Raw genomic sequence first — 22,322 nt, 5'->3', positions numbered from 1 at the left:
ACAGGCACGCTCCACCCCGACCCACTGACCTCTTCCTCCCGATCGCACCCCGCCCCAGCCGACCCCCCTCTCCCCACCTCCCTCCCCGGCCTGGCCTCCGTGCAGACCTTCCCCCACGGTCTGGCCCCGCGCAGACCGCGCTCTCCGGTGGGCTTGCTCTCCCCTCTGGCCTGCCTCCGGTCCGGCTCCCGTGCGGACCGACTTCCCCGGCCTTGCTCCCGTGCAGGCCGTGGTCGGTTTCTCGTATGGGCCCGCCCCCGGGGTTCGTTCTCTGTGGGCTGCCACCAGGGTTGGGTTCTCGTGCGGGCTGCGGGTCGTCCTCCACGTGTGGGCCGCATCAGGGTGGGGTTCCGTGTGGGCCGTCCCCGGGGTCGGCCTTGTGCGAGGTCTGCGCCTTGGTCGTCCTCCTGTGCGGGTCGCCTCCCGGGTCGTGTCGGGTGGTGGAAAGGAAGCGTGTGCCGGCCCGCGAGGCCCCGGGCACGAGGAGGGGAAGGGCGCGCCCGGGGTTTCGGGGATCAGGAGGTGTGGGTGGGGGTCCAGGTGGTGGAGATGATGGTGGTGGACGAGAGGGGGAAGCCCGCGGGGAGGGCGGCGTTCAGGCCGGCGGGCTGCTTGACGAGGATCTCCGAGGCGAGGGCTCGGCCTTGGGCGCGGTCCAGGTAGATGCGGTGTTCGAGGACGCCGTTCGGGGTCTTCTCCACAGCGGAGACGGCCACGGCGGGGCGTCCTTCGGGGTCCTTCACCTCGCCGAGGGCCGTGACGCCCTTCAGACCGGACAGAAGAGTGAAGGCGGCGGACATGGTCTTGGGGCGCAGCGGCATGTCGGTGACCATCCCCGACACGACGCGGAACAGCCAGGCGTCCCGCTCCATCGGCACGCTCGACGCCTCGGTGTCGGAGCCGGTGTAGAACCGCAGCAGGGAGGCGCGCAGCTTCGCCGGGTCGGCGGGGAGCTCCCGCAGATCCCGCATGGACACGTTGCGGCCGAGCCAGAAGACCTTGTCGCCGTCGACGAGCGGCGCGCTTCCGGTCTCGGCCGGGCTTGGGCCGGTCTCCAGGCGGACGAGGCCGCCCGCGCCCTTCTTGCCGCGCGCGATGTCGACCTCGATGGAGGAGGGGGAGCCCTGGGCGCGCCAGGCCTCCTCATCCTGCGGGGAGGCCGGGACGGTGCCGAGATCGTGCCGGCTGTACCACTGGCGGCCGTCGGTGACGTTGGGGGTCCAGGTCTCGTCCTGGACCGTGGTCACGACGGTGTAGGCGGAGGCGCCCTGGCCCGCTCGGGAGTAGGAGCGGGAGACCGCGACCCGCTTCCAGTAGTCGCCCGTCTCCTCCGGGGCGCCTGCCGCGCCGTGCGCGGCGGCGAGCAGCACGGTCTCGGCGTCGAGGGCGACGGTGCCGGGCGCCGCGGGCGCGGCCGGGCGCGATGGGCCGGTGCCGCCGTCGGCCGGGACCACGGCGGGCACGACGCCCACGGCGACCGCCGCCGCGGCGAGCACGCCGACCAGGCCGGCGCCCCAGCCCAGCCGGACTGACCGGGTGGCGGGCCGCCGCGCGCCCTCCGCCTCGGTGGAGGGCGCGGCGGCGGCCATCGCGGCGGCGAGTTCGGCCCGCCGGGTCTCCTCGGAGACGGGCAGACCGGGGTCGAGGTCGGCGGGACGCGCCTGGTGGAGCAGGCGCAGGGACTCGTGGCTCATGGCATCTCCTCGCGGATCATCCCCACGCGGGGGCGGACGGGACGTGGGTCGGCGGGCCGTTCCATCGCCTGCTGGAGGCGGCGGCGCGCCCGGTGCAGGCGGACGCGCAGCGTGGCGGCCGAGCAGCCGACCACCTTCGCGGCCTCGCGTGGCGACAGGCCGTGCCAGGCGACGAGCACGAGCAACTCGCGCTCGTCCTCGGGCAGTTCGGCCAGGGCGCGCAGCGCGGTCATGCGCTCGGCGACGTCATCGGCGACGTCGCTCTGTGGGGGTGCGGTCCGCTCGCGCAGTTCCGCGACGAACTCCTCCCGCCGGATCTCGGCGCGGTATCCCTCGCGCAGCACATTGCGGGCGACGCCCAGCAGCCAGGGCAGCGGGGGATCGGGCACATCGGCGAGACGCCGCCATGCGACGGTGAAGGTCTCGCTGACCACCTCCTCCACGACACGCCGCCCGCCCCGGCTGATGGCGTAAGCCCAGACATGCCCGCGGCACTCGTCGTAGATCGCCGAGAACCGCTTCTCGTTCTCGCTCACGCGTTCACCTCCCTCCTCGGGTCCGTTTCGCATTCACAGGGAAGTGGTCCCGCACCGCCCATCGTTACCGCCGATTTCCCAAAACCCGACCACTTCATGATCCTGACCAGGGAAGATGTCCCGGAAATGCCACTCCAGGGAATTTGCCGCCGGTGCTCGCGGCCGCGTCCGGACCGGGCGCGCCGGAGGATCGGGAGACGGGGCGGCGTGCGTTTCGCGGCGGGCGACGGGACGTGAAACCCTGGGGAGGTGCAGACGGACAGCGCCAAGCGGACGAGCCGGGCGGCCTTGGGGAGGCCGCGGGTCACCTCGCGGGCGGCCCTGGAGCGGCTCGCGTTCGAGCTGTTCGCGCGGCGGGGCTTCGACGAGACCACCGTCGACGACATCGCGGCGGCCGCGGGGATCGGGCGGCGCACGTTCTTCCGCTACTTCGCCTCCAAGACCGATCTGGTGTGGGGCGACTTCGAAGGCCAGCTCGAAAGGCTGCGCACCCTCCTGGACGACGCCGATCCCGGCGCGCCGATGATGGAGGCGGTCCGCGAGGCGGTCGTGGCGTTCAACCGGTACGACCCGCAGGAAGTGCCGTGGCACCGCCAGCGCATGGAGCTGATCCTGCGGGTGCCCACCCTCCAGGCCGACGCGACCCTCCGCTACGCCGCCTGGCGGGAGATCGTCGCGGCGTTCGTCGCGGCGCGCACAGGGCAGCCGCCCACCGCGATGCTCCCTCTGCTCGCCGGCTACGCCGTGCTGGCCGCGTCCATCTCCGCGTACGAGTACTGGCTGTCGGTGGACGCCGCCGAAGACCTGACGGCCCTTCTCGACGCCTCGCTGCGCCGGATCGCCGAAGGCATCGCCGCCGCCGACCCCGCCTCTGAGGGCGGCCCGACGCGCTGAACACTGCCCCGCGCGGGTTCCTCGAAGGCGTCTGCGGCCCGAACCGGCGCCCCAAGCGCGGCGCGGCGCGCTGAACACCGCCCTACCGGGATTTGCGAGGGCATCGCCGCTGCGGGCCCCGCGTCCTGAGAGCAGCCCGGCCCGCGGTATCGCCCGGATCTTCGGGGCCGCCGAGGGCCGCCGGAGCTGCGGCCCTCGGCGGCCAGGCCTACTCGCGCATGGCGGCGGCGATGATCTCGCCGGTGAGGACCGCGGTGTTGGCGGGGCCGCGGAGGGGGGCGGTGGGGAGGAGGGAGGTGTCGGCGACGCGTAGGGCGCTCAGCCCGTGGACGCGGCCCTGGGAGTCCGCGGCGGAGTCGGCGGAGGTGCCCATGGGGACGGTTCCGCAGGTGTGCTGGGAGGTACCGAGGCGGGTGGAGATCCAGAGGTCGAGGGCTGTGTCGTCGTCCAGGGCGGCGGGTTCTACGAGGCCGGAGGAGACCTCGCTGAACGCGTCCGTGGCGACGATCGAGGCGACGGCCCGTACGACGTCGCGCAGGGCGCGCCGGTCGGCCTCGGTCTCCAGGTAGCCGTAGTCGATCCGGGGCGTTACGCGCGGGTCGGCGGATTCGGTGCGCAGCCTGCCGGTCCGCCTGGGGGTCTGCACGGAGGCGAGGAATGCCAGGGGCGCTCCGGGCACCGCCACGGTCCCGCCGACGAGTCCGGCGAGCGGGACGAGCGACTGGAGGACCTCCAGATCCCCGGCTTCCGCGCCGCCGGACGAGGTCAGATGCAGTGCCCCGCCGAGCCACGTCTGCGACGGTTCGGGCAGTTCCCTTCGTGGCGTCCATTCCAGCGCGACCTGAGGGTGGTCGCTCAGCGCGGCCCCGACGGCGGGCAGGTCCAAGGCGACGGGGATGCCCGCGCGCTCCAGGTCGCGCGCGGGTCCGATGCCCGAAAGGTGCAGCAGGTGCGGGGTGGCGAAGGCTCCCGCGCAAAGGACGACCTCGCCCGCCTCGACGACCTCCGCGCGCCCCCCGCGTTCGACGACGACGCCCGCGGCCCGCCCGCCCGAGAGGACGACGGACCGGACCGTGCTCCCGCCCAGGACCGTGAGGTTCGGCCGGGCGAGCGCGCCGAGCAGGTAGGCGATCCCCATGTTGATCCGCCGCCCGTCCACGGAGTTGGAGGGCACTGCCCCGAATCCGGGCGCTTCCTGCGCGTTCTTGTCGGCCTCCTCCGGGTACCCGAGCGCGCGGGCCGCCTTGCGGAACGCCGCTGCGGCGGGGTGGTCCGGCGGCGTACGGCGGACGGGGGCGGGCCCGTCGCCTCCGTGCAGGGGCCCGGCGCCGAGGTCGAGGTCGTTCTCCATCCGGCGGAGCACCGGTAGGACGCGCTCGTAGGACCACAGGTCGTCTCCGGCGGCGGCGGCCCATCGGGTGAAGTCCGCTTCGCGCGCCCGGATGAAGTACCCGCCGTTGACGGTCGTGGAGCCGCCGAGGTACCGGCCGCGTGTGGCCACGTAGGCCTGGCCGGGGGTGAGCCGCACGAGGTGGGTGCTGACGGCGGGGTCGTCCGCTTGGGCTCCGGGGACGAGCCGGGCGTCGAGCAGCCGATCCGGGAAACCGGACAAATCACCAGGCACAGGGCCGGATTCGAGGACAAGGACGGTGCGCGAAGGGTCCTCGCTGAGACGGGCCGCAAGGGCGGAGCCGCTTGCTCCGGCGCCCACGACGACGACGTCCGGCCGGCTCACCGGCGAGCCCCCTCGCGCGGTGATTCCGCAGGTGAACCGCTCTTCATCGCAAGTGACCCCTTTCTTTTGGCACTCGATGTAACTAGTATCCGACATGTCCCGATAGCGTGAGGGGCGTCTCACCCGCAGGTGGGATTCCGCATACCCGAAACAGGAGGTGCCATGAACGAGAACCAGGATGTGGAACTCGTCGAGTCGCTGATCGAGGAAGTCTCGATCGACGGCATGTGCGGCGTCTACTAGGCCGTCATGCCCGCTCTCGACCTCGACCGCGCCTGGGACCTGCACCCGCAGGTCTCGGTGCGGCCGGAACCCTTCGGCGCGCTCCTGTACCACTTCGGGACCCGCAAGCTGTCGTTCCTCAAGGACCGCGTGCTTCTGGAGGTCGTGCAGTCCCTCAAGGACTCGCCCTCCGCACGGGCCGCGTGCACGGCGGCCGGAGTACCCGAAACCGACCTGCCCCGGTTCGGCGCGGCGCTCGGCGCCCTCGTCGGCTCGGCGATGGTCGTCGAAAGGACCACCCCATGACCATCACCCCCGAGCGGGCCGCGCCCGCCCCCGGGCCGCGGCTGGTCGACCTGTTCGAGCTCGGTCTCGACGCGCCGATCTGCCTGACCTGGGAACTGACCTACGCCTGCAACCTGGCCTGCGAGCACTGCCTTTCCAGCTCCGGCCGACGCGACCCGCGCGAGCTGACCACCGACGAGTGCAAGGCCGTCATCGACGAGCTGGAGCGCATGCAGGTGTTCTACGTGAACATCGGCGGCGGTGAGCCCACGGTGCGCTCGGACTTCTGGGAGCTGCTGGACTACGCCACGGCCCACCACGTCGGCGTGAAGTTCTCCACCAACGGCGTGCGCATCACCCCCGAGGCCGCCCGTCGTCTGGCCGCCAACGACTATGTCGACGTCCAGATCTCGCTCGACGGCGCCACCCCCGAGGTGAACGACGCGGTGCGCGGCCCCGGCTCCTACGCCACCGCGATCCGCGCCATGCAGAACCTCTCCGACGCCGGCATGAAGAACTTCAAGCTGTCCGTCGTCTGCACCCGCCACAACATCCCGCAGATGGACGACTTCAAGGCGATCGCCGACAAGTACGGCGCCCAGCTCCGGCTGACCCGCCTTCGTCCCTCCGGCCGCGGCGCCGACGTGTGGGACGAGCTGCACCCCCTGCCCGGCCAGCAGCGCGAGCTGTACGACTGGCTGATCGCCAACGGCGACAAGGTGCTCACCGGAGACTCGTTCTTCCACCTGTCGGCTTACGGCCAGGCGCTTCCCGGCCTCAACCTGTGCGGCGCAGGGCGCGTCGTCTGCCTGATCGACCCGATCGGCGACGTCTACGCCTGCCCGTTCGCCATCCATGACGAGTTCCTCGCCGGCAACGTGAGGCAGCCCGGCGGCTTCGCCGAAGTGTGGCGCGAGTCCGGCCTGTTCCAGGACCTTCGGGAGCCGCAGACGGGCGGGGCGTGCAGCTCCTGCTCGCACTACAGCACCTGCAAGGGCGGCTGCATGGCCGCGAAGTTCTTCACCGGCCTTCCGCTGGACGGGCCCGACCCGGAGTGCGTCGTCGGCCACGGCGAACAGCTCCTGGCCGGCCGCCCCGAGGACCGCTCGGAGATCCCCAAGCCGTCCGCCGACCACTCGCGCAAGGCCAAGCCGCGCTCCCGCCCGGTCCCGGTGAAGCTCTCGCTGACCCGCCCCGAGCCCGACCGCCGCCCCGTGAGCGCGTGCGAAGAGAACCCCTTGGCCGGTCTCACCCTCTGACACCCACCGGGCGGGCGCTTGGCACCCCCGAGAGCGCCCGCCGCCACACCCCACATCTTTTTTCGAGCACGGCAGCCCCACCCCTGCCGCCGCGCTCTCGGCAAGGAGAAACACCCATGGGCAACGCCTGGTTCGAAACGGTCGCCGAAGCGCAGCGCCGGGCCAAGAAGCGGCTCCCCGGCATGGTCTACGGCGCGCTCGTCGCCGGGTCCGAGCGCGGCCGCACGATCGACGACAACCTCGACGCGTTCGCGCAGCTCGGGTTCGCGCCGAAGGTCGCGGGCCACAAGAACGAACGTGACCTGAGCACCACGATCATGGGCGTGGAGTCGTCGTTCCCCGTGCTGATCTCGCCGACCGGCGTGCAGGCCGTCGACCCCGAGGGCGAGGTGGCCGTCGCCCGTGCCGCCGCCAACCGGGGCATCATCATGGGCCTGTCCTCGTTCGCGAGCCGCTCGGTCGAGGACGTCTGCGCGGTCAACCAGAACGTCTTCTACCAGATGTACTGGACCGGCAGCCGCGAGGCGATGGTGCAGCGCATGGAGCGCGCGAAGGAGGCCGGCGCGAAGGCCCTCATCGCGACCCTCGACTGGTCGTTCTCCAACGGCCGCGACTGGGGCAGCCCCCAGATCCCCGAGAAGATCGACCTCAAGACCATGGTCAAGCTGGCCCCGAAGGTCGTCAACCGGCCCGGCTGGCTGTGGCGCTTCGGCAAGACCGGCAAGATCCCGGACCTCACCGCCCCCAACCTCCAGCCTCCCGGCGGCCAGGCCCCGACGTTCTTCGGCGCCTACTACGAGTGGATGCAGACCCCTCCCCCCAGCTGGGAGGACGTCGAGTGGATGCGCAAGGAGTGGGGCGGCCCCTTCCTGCTCAAGGGCGTGACCCGGGTGGACGACGCCAAGCGCGCGGTCGACGCGGGCGTCACCGCGATCTCCGTGTCCAACCACGGCGGCAACAACCTCGACACCACCCCGGCGACGATCCGCCTGCTGCCGAGCGTCGCCGACGCCGTCGGCGACCAGATCGAGGTCCTCCTCGACGGCGGCGTGCGGCGTGGCGGCGACGTCGCCAAGGCCCTCGCCCTCGGCGCGCGGGCCGTCCTCATCGGCCGCGCCTACCTGTGGGGCCTCGCCGCGAACGGCACCGCCGGCGTGGAGAACGTCCTCGACATCCTGCGCGGCGGTCTCGACTCCGCGGTCCTCGGCCTCGGCCACTCCTCGGTCAAGGACCTGTCGCCCGCCGACCTGCACATCCCGCGCGACTTCAAGGTGACCCTCGGCGGTTCCGGGCTCGCCGAGTCCTGATCCGGCGCGGGACACCGAGATGGACGACGACCCGGCCACCCGCGCGCTAGGCGGCGCGGTGTGGCCGGGGATTCCCGACGGCGCGCTCGTGCTCGTCCCGGTCGGCGCGACCGAGCAGCACGGGCCGCACCTGCCGCTCTCGACCGACACCGTGATCGCCGAGGCGGTGGCCGTCCGCGCCGCGCGTGAGCTGCCCGGCCCCGTCCTGGTCGCTCCGGCGATCGCGTTCGGAGCAAGCGGCGAACACGCCGGCTTCCCCGGGACGGTCTCCATCGGCCACACGGCGCTGCGCGCGGTGATCGTCGAGACCGTCCGGTCGCTCGCCCTGTGGGCCGGGCGCGTCGTGTTCGTCAACGGGCACGGCGGGAACGTTCCCACGCTGGACGACGCGCTCGCCCAGATGCGCGTCGAAGGCCACGACGTCGCCTGGGCGCCCTGCGGTGCGCCCGGCGCCGATCCGCACGCGGGTTTCACCGAGACGTCGGTGATGCTGCACCTCGACCCCGGGAAGGTGCGGCTCGCCGACGCCGTCGCGGGCGACACCCGGCCGCTCGTGGAGCTGATGCCCGAACTGCTCGCGGGCGGAGTGCGCGCGGTCTCGCCGTCCGGCGTGCTCGGCGACCCGACCGGCGCGACGGCCGAGGCCGGCGAGCGCATCGTCGCGCAGATGGTCGCCGCGGTCGTCCGACGGGTCCGGGAAGGCCGCGCCGACAAGCGGGGCCGCCTCCTTGAGCCGCACGGCCCCTGATCCAGCCCCCGCCAAGACTTCTCTTCGGCATGCCCTCGAACGGCAGACCCCGTCCCGCCCCCGCTGACGGAGGGGCCGCCCGCGAAGGCGCGCCGCGGAGACAGGGCCTCGGACGCACGGGTTCCGAGGTTCCCCCCGCTCTTCGGCGGATGCACGTCCGCCGAAGAGAACTCATCGAAGGAGATGGAAATGAAGGCACGCGCCGCCATGCTGCTGGAGCAGCCAGGCAAGTGGCAGGTCCGGGACGTCGAACTCGACGAGCCCGGATTCGGCGAGGTGCTGGTGGAGATGGTGTCCACCGGCCTGTGCCACTCCGACGACCACATGGCCGTCAACGACATCCCGGTCGCCCACCTGCCGTTCTGCGGCGGCCACGAGGGCTCCGGCATCGTCCGCCAGGTCGGCCCCGGCGTCACCGACCTGAAGGAGGGCGACCACGTCATCACCTCCTTCGTCCCCGCCTGCGGCCGGTGCAAGTGGTGCGCCAAGGGCATCCAGGTGCTGTGCGACAACGGCGCCAAGATGCTCGAAGGCAGCCAGATGGACGGCACCTTCCGCATGCACTACGACGGCAAGGACGTCGCCACCGGCGGCCTGCTCGGCACCTTCGCGAACTGGCAGGTCTACGACCAGCTGTCGGTCATCAAGATCCGCGAGGACGTGCCGCTGAACGTGGCGTGCCTCGTCGCCTGCGGTGTCCCGACCGGTTGGGGCTCCTCGGTGAACGGCGGCCAGGTCAAGCCCGGCGACGTCGTGATCGTCATGGGCATCGGCGGCATCGGGATCAACGCGGTCCAGGGCGCCAAGCACGCGGGCGCGGGCCGCATCATCGCGGTCGACCCGGTCGAGTTCAAGCGCGAGACGGCGCTGAAGCTCGGCGCCACGGAGGCGTTCGCCGACATCCACGAGGCCGGCGAGTTCGCCCGGAGCATCACCAACGGGCAGGGCGCCGACTCCGCGATCGTGACCGTCGGCATCATCAACGGCCAGAACGTCGGCGACGCCTTCACCACGATCAGCAAGGGCGGCACCGTCGTCGTCACCGCCCAGGGTCCCGCGGACACCGTGGACGTGCCGCTCAACCTCATGGACATCGCCATGAGCGAGAAGCGCATCCAGGGCGTCCTGTACGGCATGCACTCCCCGCGCGCCGCGGTCCCGCAGCTCCTGGAGATGTACGTCCAGGGCGCCCTCAAGCTGGACGAACTGGTCACCCGCCGGTACCGGCTGGAGGACATCAACCAGGCCTACGCCGACATGCACGCGGGCGTGAACATCCGCGGCGTGATCGACTTCCAGTCCTGATCCGCCCTCCCGGCCGATCCGTCCGGAATCCTCGTGGAGAAGCACGGTCCACGATGATCCTTCGGCGGTAACCTGCCGGGCGTCGACCGCCGGACGGGCGCGCCGCGTCCGTCCGGCGGACGGCGGTCGAACGTGTGCCTTCCCGCCCGTCGCCCCGGGCGGGGAGGCACACGGGACACCGCTCTCCCCGGGGACCGCGGCGGGATGGGTCGCGGTCCCTCTCCCATCTCCTCAGGATCTCCGATGACGAACCCGCCTTTGCCCGCCGAACCGAGCCGGCCGCCTTCCGGGGCCGAAGCAGCCCTCCCGGAGGGTTTCGGCATCGCGCTGGACCAAGGCACGTCCCTGTGGTCCGGCGACAGGGTGGCGACAGGAGGCTCGCCGTGGAAGGTCGTTCGCATGGGCGCCGCCGCGGTGCCGCTGCTCGCCGAGTTGCGCGCGGCGGGTAGGCAGGGGGTCGTCTTCCGCTCGCCGTTGGGGCGCGCTCTGGCGCGTCAGCTTCTGGATCACGGTTTCGCGCGCCCTATCCCGGTGCCTGCGCCCGGCCCCCATGACGTCACCGTTGTGGTCCCCGCCTACGGTCGGCCGGACGAGCTGGAAGGGACGCTCAAGGCGGTCCGCGGCCTTCCGGTGATCGTCGTGGACGACGCCTCACCCGATCCGGAGCCGCTGCGCCGCGTCGCCGAGGCCTACGGGGCAAGACTCGTCAGGCACGCCGAGAACCAGGGCCCGGCCGCCGCGCGCGACACCGGGCTGCGCCTCGTCCGCACCGCGTTCACCGCGTTCGTGGACTCCGACTGCCGCCCCGAGCCCGGCTGGCTGGACGTCCTCATGCCGTACTTCACCGACCCGAAGGTCGCCGTCGTGGCCCCACGGGTCGTGCCCGACGCGGCCGACGGCGGGCTGCTCGCGCGCTACGAGGCGGCCCGGTCGGCGCTGGACATGGGCCCGAAGCCCGCGCTGGTCAGGCCCGGCGCGAAGCTCGGCTTCGTGCCGAGCGCGACGCTCCTCGTCCGCAACGCGGCCCTCGGCGCCCCCGCGTTCGACGCGGACCTCAGGCTGGGCGAGGACGTCGACTTCATTTGGCGGACCGCCGATCTCGGCTGGCACGTCAGGTACCAGCCGGAGGCGCGGGTGGCGCACACGCCGAGGCTCGACCCGACGGCTTGGGCCAGGAGAAGGCACGAGTACGGGACCTCTGCACCCGATCTTGAGAGCCGCCACCCTGGACGGCTCGTCCCCGCCCGTCCTTCCGCCTGGAACCTTGCGACGCTCGGCCTGGCGACGTACGGGCGGCCCATCTCGGCGGCTGTGAGCGTCGCCGCTACGACGTTCCTCCTTCGCCGGTCGTTGAAGGGCACGTCCGACGACTGGAAGCTGAGCACCGTCATCGTCGCCAAGGGCGTCACGGCGGACGCCGCCGCCTTGGGGCACGCGTTGCGGCGCGAGTGGTGGCCGCTCGGGCTCGCGTGCCTGGCCGCATCGCCCAGAAGCCGCCTGGCGCGCGCGGCCTCCGCGGCGATGCTCGCCCCCATCGCCCTGGAGTGGATCACCGAGCGCCCGGCTGTGGACCCGGTGCGGTACACGGCCCTGCGCCTGGTGGAGGACGTCTCCTACGGTTCGGGCGTCACGGCGTCGGCCTGGCGTGCGCGTACGCTCGCGCCCCTACTGCCGCGCATACGGATGCCGTTCGCGGAGCGCAAGAAGCCCGGTTGATGGCGGCGGCCCCGCTCAGGTCGTGACGGTCCGTCCGGCGGACGAACGGACGGCGGGCACGTCGTACTCGGCGAGGTGCACGGCCGCGAGGTGCGCCGCCTGGGCGCGGATCTCCGGGACGGCCGTGGTCTCGTAGCGCAGGCCCCGCAGCGTCGGGCCGAGCGTGTACAGGCCCGGACGGGATTCGCCCTCCGGCCCGAGGAGGCAGCCGCAACCGTCCGCGGAAAGGCCGAGGCCCAAGGGGTCGGCGGCGAGGGTGCCCGCGTCGATGAGGCCGCGCAGGAGCGGGTCGGTGCGCGGGTCGGCGGCCGGTCCGGTGCTGTTGACCACCCAGCCGACCGGGAACTCGCGGCGGAGGCCGTCGGTGTCGACGGCGACGGCCAGGCCGTCCGGACCTGCCGTGACGGCGTCCAGGAAGCCCTTGACGATGCGGAGCCTGCCGGTGGCGCGCAGATCGTCGATCCGGGCGACGGACGCCGGCGGGACGCGGTGCCGGCGCACCTCCCAGCCGCGCGCGAAGAACGTGAGGAACCGCTGCTTCTCCTGGAGGCTGAGGCGCCCCCACAGCTCAGGGACGTGCGGGCGGAACCCGTCGACGACCCCGCGCCACTCGCCGTCGCCCCGCTCGACCGCCTCGTGGTAGATCCGGTGCAGGTCGGCGACGGTGATGTCGCCGGAGGGCGGGCTGAACGGCACCGCGGGCGGGCTGGGACATCGGTGCGGGCGGGGGAGCAGCCCGTGGCGCGACACCGCGTAGACGACCCGGTCGGGGTCGCGCGAGGTCAGGGTCGTGGCGAGGTCGACCATGGTGAGGCCGGTCCCGACGACGAGGACGTCGCCGGAGGCGTCGATCCGGTCGAGCGCGCCGGGAGCCCAGGGGTCGGCGACGTATCGGGGGTCTCCTTCGGGCTCCCACGGCCATGCCGTAGGCGCCCGGTTGCCTGTGGACAGGACAACGGCGTCGGCGTCGAAGACGGCGCCGTCCGCGAGGGACACCCTCCAGCGGGAGCCACTGGGGGAGACGTCCGTCACTTCGCCGGTGATCTCGGTGAGCCGACCGGGACGACGCCGTCCGGCCTCGTCGAGGAGGTCGCGCAGATACCGCCCGTACGTACGGCGGGGCAGGAAGTCCGAGCCCTCGGCGGTGATCCCTTGGGCGCGCGCCCAGCGCAGGAGATGGTCGGGGTCCTCGGCGAGCGCGCTCATCTTCGCGACGGGCGCGTTGAGCAGGTGCGCGGGATCGGTGGTCGAGTAGGCCTGGCCGAGGCCGTGCCTTCCCTCCCGGTCGACGATGACGACCCGGGCGGGCTCGGCCTCCCGTTCGCCGAGGAGGAGATGGATTGCGGTGAGCGCCGCACTCGCTCCCCCACCGACCATGACGATCACCGGACCCGCGTTCTGCCTGCTCTCGCTCATGACCAGAGAATAACCCATATTTCCCAGAGGATAGATAGACAATCTCTGTCCCGCCGGAGGATCGACTTAGCCTTGCCATCCGGACGGAGGACCGGCGGGGCTCACCTTCACCTTCCCGGGGCGGCGCGTCGCCGGGATGCTCGTCACCGAACTGAGCAACCAGAACCTGCGCCGCTACTTCCGCACCGGCCTGTCCGCCGAGGGCGGCGAACTCATTCTACCGCGGGTCGCCCTGAACCGGACCGACCACTACAAGGTCCTCGTGGTCCTCGAACGCGACGGAACGGGCGCCCAGGCAGCGCGGACCTGTGCCCCGACGCGCGCTTCACCTACTCCTTCGAGGGCAGCGGCGCGGGAGTGGACGACCTCGCCCGGCCCGACCAGATCGCCTTCTCCGACGGCGAGAAGGTCGAGACCCACGCGAACGCGGTGCCGCGGCACGTCGCCTTCACGCTGTTCACCCTCGTCGGCCACCCGGACCTGGGGGTCCAGACGATCGACCGCGAACGCATCCGGGAGATCTACGGCGGCGAGTACGACGACTGGGCCCCGGCCGCGGGCCGCGAAGGCTTCCTCCCATCCGGCTCGTCGACCGGGAGCACGACTCCGAGGCCGGCACCTACCCCTTCTGGGAGACCGAGTACGCCTACACGTTCGGCAGGCCGGCCGCCGCCTCGCTGACCGCGGGCTTCCTGCGCTTCCTCACCAACGAGCAGGGCGTCGACATCGTCCGCGCCCACGGCCACCACCCCTGCACCGAACCTGGACAACCCGGCCCGCTGCCAGCCGGCCGCGGCGGCGAAGGCACCCTGACCGGCAGAGCCCCGTCCCGCTCTAGCGCGCCAGGCTCCACACGCGCAGGGTGTTGTCGCGGGAGCCGCTGAGCGCGAGCGGCGAGCCCGTGCGGTCGGTGAAGGCGACGGACCAGACGCGGTCGGTGTGCCCGGCGAACGGTTCGCCGATCTCGGCGCGCGACACGGCGTCCCACACGCGGACGGTCTGGTCCTCGCCGCCGGAGACCACCACGGGCGCGCCGCCGGACGTGCCCGCCGCCACCGCCCAGATCGGGCCCTCTCCGGCGTTGATCGGGCCGCCGTCCTCGGTACCCGCTCCGAGGTCCCAGAACCGGATCGTGCCGTCGTCGCCGCCGGTGGCGGCCAGGGCACGGCCGCCGACGCGCAGCACGGCGACGGAGAGGACCGGGCCGCTGTGGCCGGTGAGCACAGCGCGCTGGGCGCCGGTGCCGAGGTCCCAGACGCGCACCGTGCCGTCCTCGCCCGCCGAGACCGCGACGGGGACGCCGTCGAGCTCGGTCAGGGCGACGGACCAGATGGTCCCGGCATGGCCGGACAGCCGGGCCGTCTCGACCTGGTCGGCGAGGTTCCAGACGCGCAGGACGCCGTCGGCGCCTCCGCTCACCGCGACGGCCTTCCTTGAGACGTCTCCTACGGCGACCGCCTTCACGTCGCCGGTATGTCCGGTGAAGACGCCGAGTTCTGAGCCGTCGGAGGCGTCCCAGATCCTTACCGTGTCGTCGTCGGAGGCGCTCACGACCACCGGGGCGCTCTGCAGGGAGCCGAACGCGACCCCGCGCACCCAGCCGGTGTGCCCCTTCAGCACCCGGCTCTCGGCCGCCCCGTCGCCCAGCCGCCACAGCCGGACGGTCTGGTCGTCCGAGCCGCTGGCGGCCACCGCGGCGCCGTCGACCGTGCCGACGGCGATGGCGCGGATGTCGTTGCCGTGGTCGAGGAGTGGGGCGCCCACCGGCGCGCCGAATGCTGACACGGACACGGAGGGTGTGCCCGCCTCGGAAGGTCCGCCGGTGCCTTCGGGCCAGAAGACGAACGCGGCAACGGCCGCCGCGACGAGCCCGACGGCCACAGGCGCGAGCCAGACGACGGTGCGGGAGCGGCGCGGCGGAAGCAGTGCGACGGTCTCGGGGGGACCCATCGGCGGCGGCACCACGGGCACCGTCTCAGGAGCCGGCCGGGGCGCGGGAGGCGCCGAGTGGCCGGTGAACAGCGCGTAGAGCCCGTCCGCCGTAGGACGCGCCCGCGGATCCTTGTCGAGGCAGCGCAGGACAGCGCCGAGCAGCGGCTCGGGCACCCCGGAGACGTCCGGCGCGGCGTTCAGGACGGCGTTCAGCAGCGCGGGCATGGTCTCGCCGGGGAAGGGCCGGTGCCCGGTCGCGGCGAAGACCATCGTCCCTGCCCACGCGAACACGTCGGCGGCCTGCCCGACGGCCCCCTGCCCGAACTGCTCCGGCGCCATGTAGGCGGGGGTGCCGAGCGAGCCGGTGCGCGTCCCCGCCTGGTCGACGGCGCGGGCGATGCCGAAGTCGATGACGACGGGGCCCTCGGGCCCGAGGATGACGTTGGCGGGCTTGAAGTCCCGGTGCACGATCCCCGCCCTGTGGATCGCGGCGAGCGCGCTGAGCGTCGTCGCGGCGAGACGTTGCAGGGCGCTGCCGGTGCGCGGCCCCTCCTGGCGGACGAGGAGGTCGAGGGAAGGCCCCGGCACGTACTCGCTGATGATGTACGGCCTGCCTTCGTGCACGCCCGCGCCGAGCACCCTCGCGGTGGAGAACGGCGCCACCCTTTGCGCTATCTCCGCCTCGCGAAGGAAGCGGCGCATCGCGTCGCCGTCTCTGGCGGAGCCTTCGTGCAGCACCTTCACCGCGACGAGCCCGGCGTCGCCTTCGCCGAGGTAGACCGAGCCCTGCCCGCCCGTGCCGAGCAGGCGGGCGAGACGGTAGCCGCCGATCTCCGCCACCGCGGGCCCCCTCTCCGAGACGCCCCCGACCCTAGGGTCGCCCGGACGGCTTCGGCCAGAGCCTCATCGGCTGTTCACCGGTTCTTGGGCTGAAGGTCGTCCTGCGGTCACTTGCGGGGCGCTGCCCTGCGCGTGGGCCGTGAAAGCTGACCAGGGTCGGAATTTCAAGGGCGCGTCCGCTACCGGCCAGTCAGTGGTCAGAGGGGCCACCGAAATGTTGACCGTGGTCAGAAAAAAATCCTACGCTCGCGGTCCCGCCGTCGGACGGCCCGCCGGCCGGGCAAGGAGGCACCGTGGCAGCGAGCCGTCCCATCCGCGTCGTCCAGTGGACGACCGGGAACATCGCGCGGCAGGCGCTCGCCGCCGTGGCCGAACGCCCCGACCTCGAACTCGTCGGCGTCTTCGCGCACAGCAAGGACAAGGCGGGCAAGGACGCCGGCGAACTCGCGAGGCTCGGCCGCCCGCTCGGCGTGCGCGCCACCGGCGATCTCGACGAGATCATCGCGCTGGCCCCCGACTGCGTCCTCTACATGCCGCTCCACCCCGACACCGATCACCTGACGCGGCTCCTGAGCGCCGGTGTCAACGTCGTCACCACCGCGTCGTTCCTCACCGGTCGCGCTTACGGCCCCGCCGTGCGCGCCGCCCTGGAGGAGGCCGCCTTGACGGGCGGAGCCAGCCTGTTCGGCAGCGGCGTCAACCCCGGATGGGCCGACCAGCTCGCCGCGGTCGCCTCCGGGGTCTGCCGCACCGTCGACCACGTCGAGATCTTCGAGTCGTTCGACATCGGGCTGTGGGCGGCCGACGCCAACCAGGACGGACTCGGCTGGGGCCGTCCCGCCGGCGACCCCGGCCACGCCGACGCCGTCCGGGAGGCGACCGCGCCCTTCGCCGACGCCGTCGAGGCCACCGCGGAACTCCTCGGCGCGGTCCTCGACGACATCCGCTGCGAGGTCTCCTTCGCGCACGCCGCCAAGGACCTGGACATCCCGGGCCGCACCGTCGCCGCCGGAACCGTCGCGGGCCTCGACGTCCGCTGGATCGGCGCCCGCGGGGGCGCCGACCTCGTGACGGCCCGCGTCCGCTGGACCATCACGCCCGACCTGGACCCGGCCTGGGACGTCGCCATGGCCTACCTCATCGAGGTCCGCGGCCACCCGCAGGTCAACCTCCGCGTCGAGGTCCTTCCCCAGGACATGTCCGCCATGTCCCTGGAGGAAATGCTCGCCATAGGCTCCGTCATCACCGCGATGCCCCCGGTGAACGCCATCTCCGACGTGGTGGCCGCCCGCCCCGGCATCATCACCTACGCCGACCTCCCCACCCAATCCTCCCGCCTGACCTCCTGACGCCGCGCGCCCCCGGCGGACGCCGCGTCCCGCAGCCCTCTCAGGGCTTGTTCGTTCGGGGGGCGAAGGTGTGCTCTATGCCGTCCAGGAGCCAGGACAGGCCGCGTTCGAAGCGCTCCTGGGGGTCGGGGTGGTGGGGAGCCCGGTCGATGAGGGGGGCCAGGCGGGGGAAGTCGCCCTCGGCGACGAGTTCGCGGAGGTAGGGGAGGGCGGCGGACTTGGCGTCGGCCTTGGTGACGCCGTAGCGGCGGAACATCTCGAGGTCGGTGAGCTCGCGCATGGCGCAGCCGACCATGTAGGCGTCGACGTGGTGCACGATCTGGACCGCCTTCTCCGCCGGGAGGCCCAGCTCGTCCAGTGCCTCCAGGGACTGCTCCAGATGACGCAGCCGGTTCGGGCCGATCGTGGTGTGCTGGTTGACGAGCTTGACCGCCCACGGGTGCCGCAGCATCATCGCGCGCTCGCGGCGGGCGATCTCGCTGATCGCGGCGCGCCAGTCCTTCGGCATCTCCCCGTCGGGGATGAGGATCTCGGCGAGGAGCTCGTCGATCATCAGCTCGAAGAGGTCCTGCTTCTTGTCGATGTGGCTGTACAGGCTCATCGCGCGGGCGCCGAGGTGCGTGGCTATCCGGCGGATCGACACCGCGGCGAGTCCTTCGGCGTCGCCGATCTCCATGGCCGCCCGGACGATGTCGGCGCGGCAGAGCGGACGGCGCTGGCGCGCGCGGCCGCGGGTCCACACAGGGCCCGCCCCTGCCCCGGTGTCCGGGGGATCGACGTTCGAGCGCATGTCACCATGATAGATCTCGTACGGCGTATCGCTAAGCGCTACAGTGTAGCGAAGCCACCCCCCAGAGCATCCTGCGAAACCCCCTCATGCGTTTAGGACGTTCCATGGCAACAAAGACACAAGACGAGGGTCTCGACCCCGAACTCCGCAGGCTCGCCATCGTCGTGCTCCTGGGCGCGGTCATGACGATCCTCGACACCACGATCGTCAACGTCGCGGTGAAGTCCTTCGCGGAGGCCTTCGAAGCCTCCCTGACGACGATCCAATGGGTGCTCACCGGCTACACGCTCGCCCTCTCGATGAGCATCCCCATCACGGGCTGGGCCGTCGCCCGGTTCGGGGCGAAGCGGATGTGGATCCTGTCGCTCATCGGGTTCGTCTCGGCTTCCGCGCTGTGCGGACTGGCCTGGGACGTCACCAGCCTGATCGTCTTCCGCGTCCTGCAGGGCCTCGCCGCGGGCATGATCATGCCGATCGGGCAGACGATGCTCGCGCAGAAGGCCGGCCCGCACCGGATGGGCCGCGTCATGGCGGTCATCGCCGTGCCGGCGATGCTCGCGCCCGTCCTCGGCCCGGTGTTCGGCGGCTTCCTGCTGGACCACCTGAGCTGGCGCTGGCTGTTCTTCATCAACGTGCCGTTCTGCGTCGTCGCGCTCGTCGCCGCCGTCCGGTTCCTGGAACCCGACGTCCGCCAGGCCGCCGCCGCCAAACTCGACTGGCTCGGCCTCCTGCTGCTGTCGCCCGGACTCGCCCTCGTCGTCTACGGCATGGCCGAAGCAGGCAACGGCGAGGAACTGGTCAGCCTGAAGGTCCTCGGCAGCGCGCTGCTCGGCCTCGTGCTCGTCGCCGTCTTCGTGGCGCACGCGGCGCGGCGCGGCGACAAGGCGCTCGTCGACGTCCGGCTCTACCGCGACCGCACGTTCAGCGTCGTCAACCTTGCGTTCTTCATCTACGTCGCGGCGCTCTTCGGCATGCTGGTGCTCTTCCCGCTCTACTACCAGGTGGTGCACGGCTTCTCGCCGCTGAAGTCCGGCCTCATGACGGCCCCGATGGGCATCGGCGCGATGATCACCATGGCGCTGTCCGGGCGGCTCGTGGACCGGCTCGGCTCACGCCGCCTCGCGCTCACCGGTCTGCCGGTCGTGCTGCTCGGCATCTTCTGCTACACCCAGATCGGCTACGACACGCCGATCCCGGTGCTGCTCGGCATCCTGCTGCTCATCGGCGTCGGCCACGGCTCGATGATGCCCGCCCTCATGGGCGGCATGTACCGCACCCTCTCGCCCGCCCAGGTCCCGTCCGCGACCGCCGCGAGCAACATCGGCATGCGGGTCGGCAGTTCCCTGGGCGTCGCCGCGATGGCCGTCCTGCTCCAGCTCGCCATCACCGACCGCGTCCCCGGCAGCGACGGCACCCTCTCCTCCGGCCCCGGCGAGCTCCCCCACGCCGTCGCCGAACTCCTCACCTCGGCCTTCACCCACACCTACTGGTGGGCCTTGGCCATAGCCGCCGCCGCGATCCTCCCCATCCTCCTCATCCCCCGCTCCTTCCCCGCCCCGGCCGCGGCCCCTGACCAGGAGCCGACCAAGGACCCCGAGGCCACGGAGGAGACCTCCAAGGAACCCGCCCGCTGACCCGACCGAGCACCTCAAGCGCGCTGGACTCGATCACCGCGTGCGGGTCGGGAAATCCGGATCCTCCCGAAATCGCAGGATGGCGATGGCAGAGGCGTATGCCTTTTGGAGGCTCGCCCTGATTGCCGGTCGGAACGCGACAACGCCCCGGAATTCGGAATCTCCGCGACCCGCACCGACCGAGGTGCCGCATCGATCCCTTGGGACTGAGCGGAGCTTGGGGCTTGGCCTTTCTTGTGACGAGATTAGGAGAGTTCGTCCCGATAGGAGAAGTATTGATCGTTGGTTTGTGTCGGATGACTGGGCGGATTTCTCAGTATCTGTGATGAAGTGTCAGTTGAGTCATGGGTGCGAGACGGACTTAACGGATATCCGGGACGGACTGTATGAATGAGGATGCTTCTGCCGAGGAGGCCGGTGGAGAGGCGGAGGCCGGGCACCCGACCGCGGAGTTCGGACAGGTCGTGGCGGAGCTGCGCAGGCTGCAGGAGGTCTTCGACGCCAAGATCCGCTACGACGAGGTCCGGGAGCGGCACGTCGAGGCGATGAGCGAGGAGCTCGCCCGGCATCGGCAGGACCTCCACCGCAGCATCCTGCGCCCCGTGCTCCTGGATCTCGTCACCCTCTACGACGACCTCTTCCAGGTCGTCGAGGCCGCCGATCCGGCGGGTCCTGCCACGGACCTCGCCATGTTCCGGGACTCGGTCGAGCAGATCCTGGAAAGGAACGGCGTCCAGCGGTTCACCGTCGAAGGGGACGCGGTGGACAGGGCCCGTCAGCGGGTCCTCAGCCGGATCGACACCACCGACGAAGCGCTCGACCGCAAGGTCGCCGTCCGGCTGCGCGCGGGGTTCGCCGACGGGGACCGCGTGCTGCGCCCGGAATGGGTGAGCGCCTATCGCTTCACCCGAGTTCAGTCCGCCGTGGAACCGGAAGCCGACGCGCCCGCCGACGCGTCCCAGGAAGGAGCCCCCCGATGACCGCCGACCGCGTGTACGGAATCGACCTGGGTACCACCTACACCTGTATCTCCTATGTGGACGAGGCGAGCGGGAAGCCCGTGGTGGTCTCGAACCTCGAAGGGGAGAACACGACGCCCTCGGTCGTGCTCTTCGACGACGAGGACACGCGGGTGGTGGGCCGCGAGGCCAAGAACGCCGCGGTCCTCGAAGCCGACAACGTGGTCGAGATGATCAAGCGGGAGATAGGCAAGCCCGGGTTCCGCCGGGAGTTCTTCGGCAAGGAGATCTCCCCCGAGGAGATCTCCTCCTACATCCTGCGCAAGGTCGTCGGCGACGCGGAGCAGAACGACGGGGTCCGTCCCGGCAAGGTGGTCATCACCTGCCCCGCCTACTTCGACGTGCCGCAGCGCGAGGCGACGGCCGCGGCAGGGCGCATCGCGGGCCTCGACGTGCTCGAGATCATCAATGAGCCGACGGCTGCCGCGATCACCTACGGGATGCTCGACAAGGGCGACCAGACGGTCCTCGTCTACGACCTCGGCGGCGGCACCTTCGACATCACGGTCATCGAGGTCAAGGGCGGCACCATCCGCGTCGTCGCCACCGGGGGCAACGACGAGCTCGGCGGGCGCGACTGGGACGAGGAGATCGTCAAGTACTGCGCGGCTCTGTGGGAGGCCGAGCACGGCGCCGAGGAGATCATGAGCGCCCCGGACACGCTCCAGGACCTCTGGGTGCGCGCCGAGAGCGCCAAGAAGACGCTGACGGCCATTCCCCAGACGAAGATCCAGGTCGTCCACCAGGGCAAGCAGACCGCGGTGGCGCTCAGCCGCGAGAAGTTCGAGGAACTGACCGCGTCCCTCCTGGAGAACACGATCACGTTCACCAAGAACGTCATCGAGACCGCCGCGCAGCTGGGGTCGCCGGTGGTCGACCGGCTGCTGCTGGTGGGCGGATCGACCAAGATGCCGCAGGTCACCGCGCGGCTGCGCAAGGAGTTCGGCTTCGAGATCGAGTCGTTCGAGCCCGACTTCTCGGTGGCGAAGGGCGCGGCGATCTACGGCCAGAAGCTCGAAGTGGACGAGAAGATCGCCGAGAAGATCATCGAACGGATCGTCCGCGACACCGCGCAGAAGCGCGAGGACGTCGACGTCTCGGCCGCGACCGCGGAGGTGCGCGCGGCGGCGGAGGAGGCGGTCGCCGACGATCTGGGGCTGCGCCTCGGCACGGTGCAGAAGTTCTCGCAGATGAAGGTCACCAACGTGGCGAGCCACAGCTTCGGGGTGCTCGCGCTGACGCGCGACGACAGCGAGGTCATCGCCAACCTCGTCCTGGCGCAGCAGGCGCTGCCGGCCGAGGCGACGCGGAGGTTCGGCACCCGCGACGACCGACTCGCCCAGGTCGAGATCAAGATCATGGAGAACACCTCCAGGGACGGGATCGTCAGGGACCTGGACCTCGGCGAGGAGGTGACCACGGCGGTCCTGGAGATGACCGAGAACCTTCCCGCGGGCTCGCCGATCGAGGTCACGTTCCGCCTCGACCACCAGGGCAGGCTGCACATCACCGGCAAGGACCTCGCGGAAGGGGGCAGGACCGTCGAGGCGCTCTTCCAGACCGACCGGGTGCTGTCCGGCGAGGAGGAGGAGCAGGCCAGGACCCGGGCGAGCGCTCTGCGCGTCGTCGGCTAGGGCGACG

General features: G+C 71.8%; 19 protein-coding genes. 13 read left to right on the top strand and 6 right to left on the bottom strand.

Going from position 1 to position 22,322, the window contains the following annotated elements; all coding sequences use genetic code 11:
- Positions 1-515: 515 nt before the first annotated feature.
- Both ACYVOM_RS22095 and ACYVOM_RS22090 read right to left on the bottom strand, forming a co-directional pair.
- Complete coding sequence (locus ACYVOM_RS22095) at positions 516-1,694, bottom strand: CU044_5270 family protein (protein WP_460305356.1); 1,179 nt, start codon at positions 1,692-1,694, stop codon at positions 516-518.
- Positions 1,691-2,230 carry an RNA polymerase sigma factor gene (locus tag ACYVOM_RS22090; RefSeq protein ID WP_460305355.1) on the bottom strand — a complete coding sequence of 180 codons (540 nt, stop codon included), beginning with the start codon at positions 2,228-2,230 and terminating at the stop codon, positions 1,691-1,693. The genes ACYVOM_RS22095 and ACYVOM_RS22090 overlap by 4 nt, the downstream gene beginning before the upstream one ends.
- A 249-nt stretch (positions 2,231-2,479) precedes the next feature.
- On the opposite strand from ACYVOM_RS22090, the gene mftR reads away from it, so the two are divergent.
- Positions 2,480-3,124, top strand: a complete 645-nt coding sequence (gene mftR, locus ACYVOM_RS22085; protein ID WP_460305354.1) for a mycofactocin system transcriptional regulator — start codon at positions 2,480-2,482, stop codon at positions 3,122-3,124.
- A 208-nt stretch (positions 3,125-3,332) separates the two neighbouring features.
- Here mftR and mftG read toward each other — a convergent pair whose 3' ends face one another.
- A complete protein-coding gene (mftG, locus tag ACYVOM_RS22080) occupies positions 3,333-4,859 on the bottom strand; it encodes a mycofactocin dehydrogenase MftG (RefSeq protein WP_460305353.1) in 1,527 nt (508 codons plus the stop codon).
- A gap of 129 nt (positions 4,860-4,988) precedes the next feature.
- On the opposite strand from mftG, the gene mftA reads away from it, so the two are divergent.
- The 7 genes from mftA (at position 4,989) to mftF (ending at position 11,701) form a co-directional block, all read left to right on the top strand.
- On the top strand, positions 4,989-5,102 hold the full coding sequence (gene mftA, locus ACYVOM_RS22075) for a mycofactocin precursor MftA (protein ID WP_460305352.1): 114 nt from the start codon (positions 4,989-4,991) through the stop codon (positions 5,100-5,102).
- A gap of 6 nt (positions 5,103-5,108) precedes the next feature.
- Positions 5,109-5,387: a mycofactocin biosynthesis chaperone MftB gene (gene mftB / locus ACYVOM_RS22070; RefSeq protein WP_460305351.1), complete on the top strand. Its 279-nt coding sequence runs from the start codon at positions 5,109-5,111 to the stop codon at positions 5,385-5,387.
- A complete protein-coding gene (mftC, locus tag ACYVOM_RS22065; protein ID WP_460305350.1) occupies positions 5,384-6,625 on the top strand; it encodes a mycofactocin radical SAM maturase in 1,242 nt (413 codons plus the stop codon). Before mftB ends, mftC begins: the two co-directional genes overlap by 4 nt.
- 116 nt (positions 6,626-6,741) lie before the next feature.
- Complete coding sequence (mftD, locus tag ACYVOM_RS22060) at positions 6,742-7,932, top strand: pre-mycofactocin synthase MftD (protein WP_460305349.1); 1,191 nt, start codon at positions 6,742-6,744, stop codon at positions 7,930-7,932.
- A gap of 19 nt (positions 7,933-7,951) precedes the next feature.
- Entirely contained in the window at positions 7,952-8,680 is a 729-nt protein-coding gene (gene mftE / locus ACYVOM_RS22055) for a mycofactocin biosynthesis peptidyl-dipeptidase MftE (RefSeq protein ID WP_460305348.1), read from the top strand.
- Between the two features lie 189 nt (positions 8,681-8,869).
- On the top strand, positions 8,870-9,985 hold the full coding sequence (locus ACYVOM_RS22050; RefSeq protein WP_460305347.1) for an NDMA-dependent alcohol dehydrogenase: 1,116 nt from the start codon (positions 8,870-8,872) through the stop codon (positions 9,983-9,985).
- A 243-nt stretch (positions 9,986-10,228) separates the two neighbouring features.
- Complete coding sequence (gene mftF / locus ACYVOM_RS22045; protein ID WP_460305346.1) at positions 10,229-11,701, top strand: mycofactocin biosynthesis glycosyltransferase MftF; 1,473 nt, start codon at positions 10,229-10,231, stop codon at positions 11,699-11,701.
- 15 nt (positions 11,702-11,716) lie between these two features.
- Here the strand turns inward: mftF and ACYVOM_RS22040 are convergent, their stop codons facing one another.
- Complete coding sequence (locus ACYVOM_RS22040) at positions 11,717-13,117, bottom strand: FAD/NAD(P)-binding protein (RefSeq protein WP_460305345.1); 1,401 nt, start codon at positions 13,115-13,117, stop codon at positions 11,717-11,719.
- A gap of 357 nt (positions 13,118-13,474) precedes the next feature.
- On the opposite strand from ACYVOM_RS22040, the gene ACYVOM_RS22035 reads away from it, so the two are divergent.
- Positions 13,475-13,798 carry a hypothetical protein gene (locus ACYVOM_RS22035; protein WP_460305344.1) on the top strand — a complete coding sequence of 108 codons (324 nt, stop codon included), beginning with the start codon at positions 13,475-13,477 and terminating at the stop codon, positions 13,796-13,798.
- 153 nt (positions 13,799-13,951) lie between these two features.
- Here the strand turns inward: ACYVOM_RS22035 and ACYVOM_RS22030 are convergent, their stop codons facing one another.
- Complete coding sequence (locus ACYVOM_RS22030; RefSeq protein ID WP_460305343.1) at positions 13,952-15,889, bottom strand: WD40 repeat domain-containing serine/threonine protein kinase; 1,938 nt, start codon at positions 15,887-15,889, stop codon at positions 13,952-13,954.
- Between the two features lie 293 nt (positions 15,890-16,182).
- On the opposite strand from ACYVOM_RS22030, the gene ACYVOM_RS22025 reads away from it, so the two are divergent.
- On the top strand, positions 16,183-17,238 hold the full coding sequence (locus tag ACYVOM_RS22025) for an NAD(P)H-dependent amine dehydrogenase family protein (RefSeq protein ID WP_460305342.1): 1,056 nt from the start codon (positions 16,183-16,185) through the stop codon (positions 17,236-17,238).
- A gap of 40 nt (positions 17,239-17,278) precedes the next feature.
- Here the strand turns inward: ACYVOM_RS22025 and ACYVOM_RS22020 are convergent, their stop codons facing one another.
- Complete coding sequence (locus ACYVOM_RS22020; RefSeq protein WP_460305341.1) at positions 17,279-18,028, bottom strand: TetR/AcrR family transcriptional regulator; 750 nt, start codon at positions 18,026-18,028, stop codon at positions 17,279-17,281.
- A gap of 104 nt (positions 18,029-18,132) precedes the next feature.
- On the opposite strand from ACYVOM_RS22020, the gene ACYVOM_RS22015 reads away from it, so the two are divergent.
- The 3 genes from ACYVOM_RS22015 to ACYVOM_RS22005 all read left to right on the top strand — a co-directional run bounded on the left by ACYVOM_RS22015 (position 18,133) and on the right by ACYVOM_RS22005 (position 22,315).
- A complete protein-coding gene (locus tag ACYVOM_RS22015; protein WP_460305340.1) occupies positions 18,133-19,662 on the top strand; it encodes an MDR family MFS transporter in 1,530 nt (509 codons plus the stop codon).
- 386 nt (positions 19,663-20,048) lie between these two features.
- Positions 20,049-20,642: a nucleotide exchange factor GrpE gene (locus tag ACYVOM_RS22010; RefSeq protein WP_460305339.1), complete on the top strand. Its 594-nt coding sequence runs from the start codon at positions 20,049-20,051 to the stop codon at positions 20,640-20,642.
- Positions 20,639-22,315, top strand: coding sequence for an Hsp70 family protein (locus tag ACYVOM_RS22005; RefSeq protein WP_460305338.1), 1,677 nt, complete (start codon positions 20,639-20,641; stop codon positions 22,313-22,315). The genes ACYVOM_RS22010 and ACYVOM_RS22005 overlap by 4 nt, the downstream gene beginning before the upstream one ends.
- The last annotated feature ends 7 nt before the right edge of the window (positions 22,316-22,322 follow it).

This window comes from Actinocorallia aurea (genome assembly GCF_054783995.1).
The sequence above is the reverse complement of the archived record's forward strand: the minus strand, read 5'-3'. Positions and strand labels throughout refer to the sequence as shown.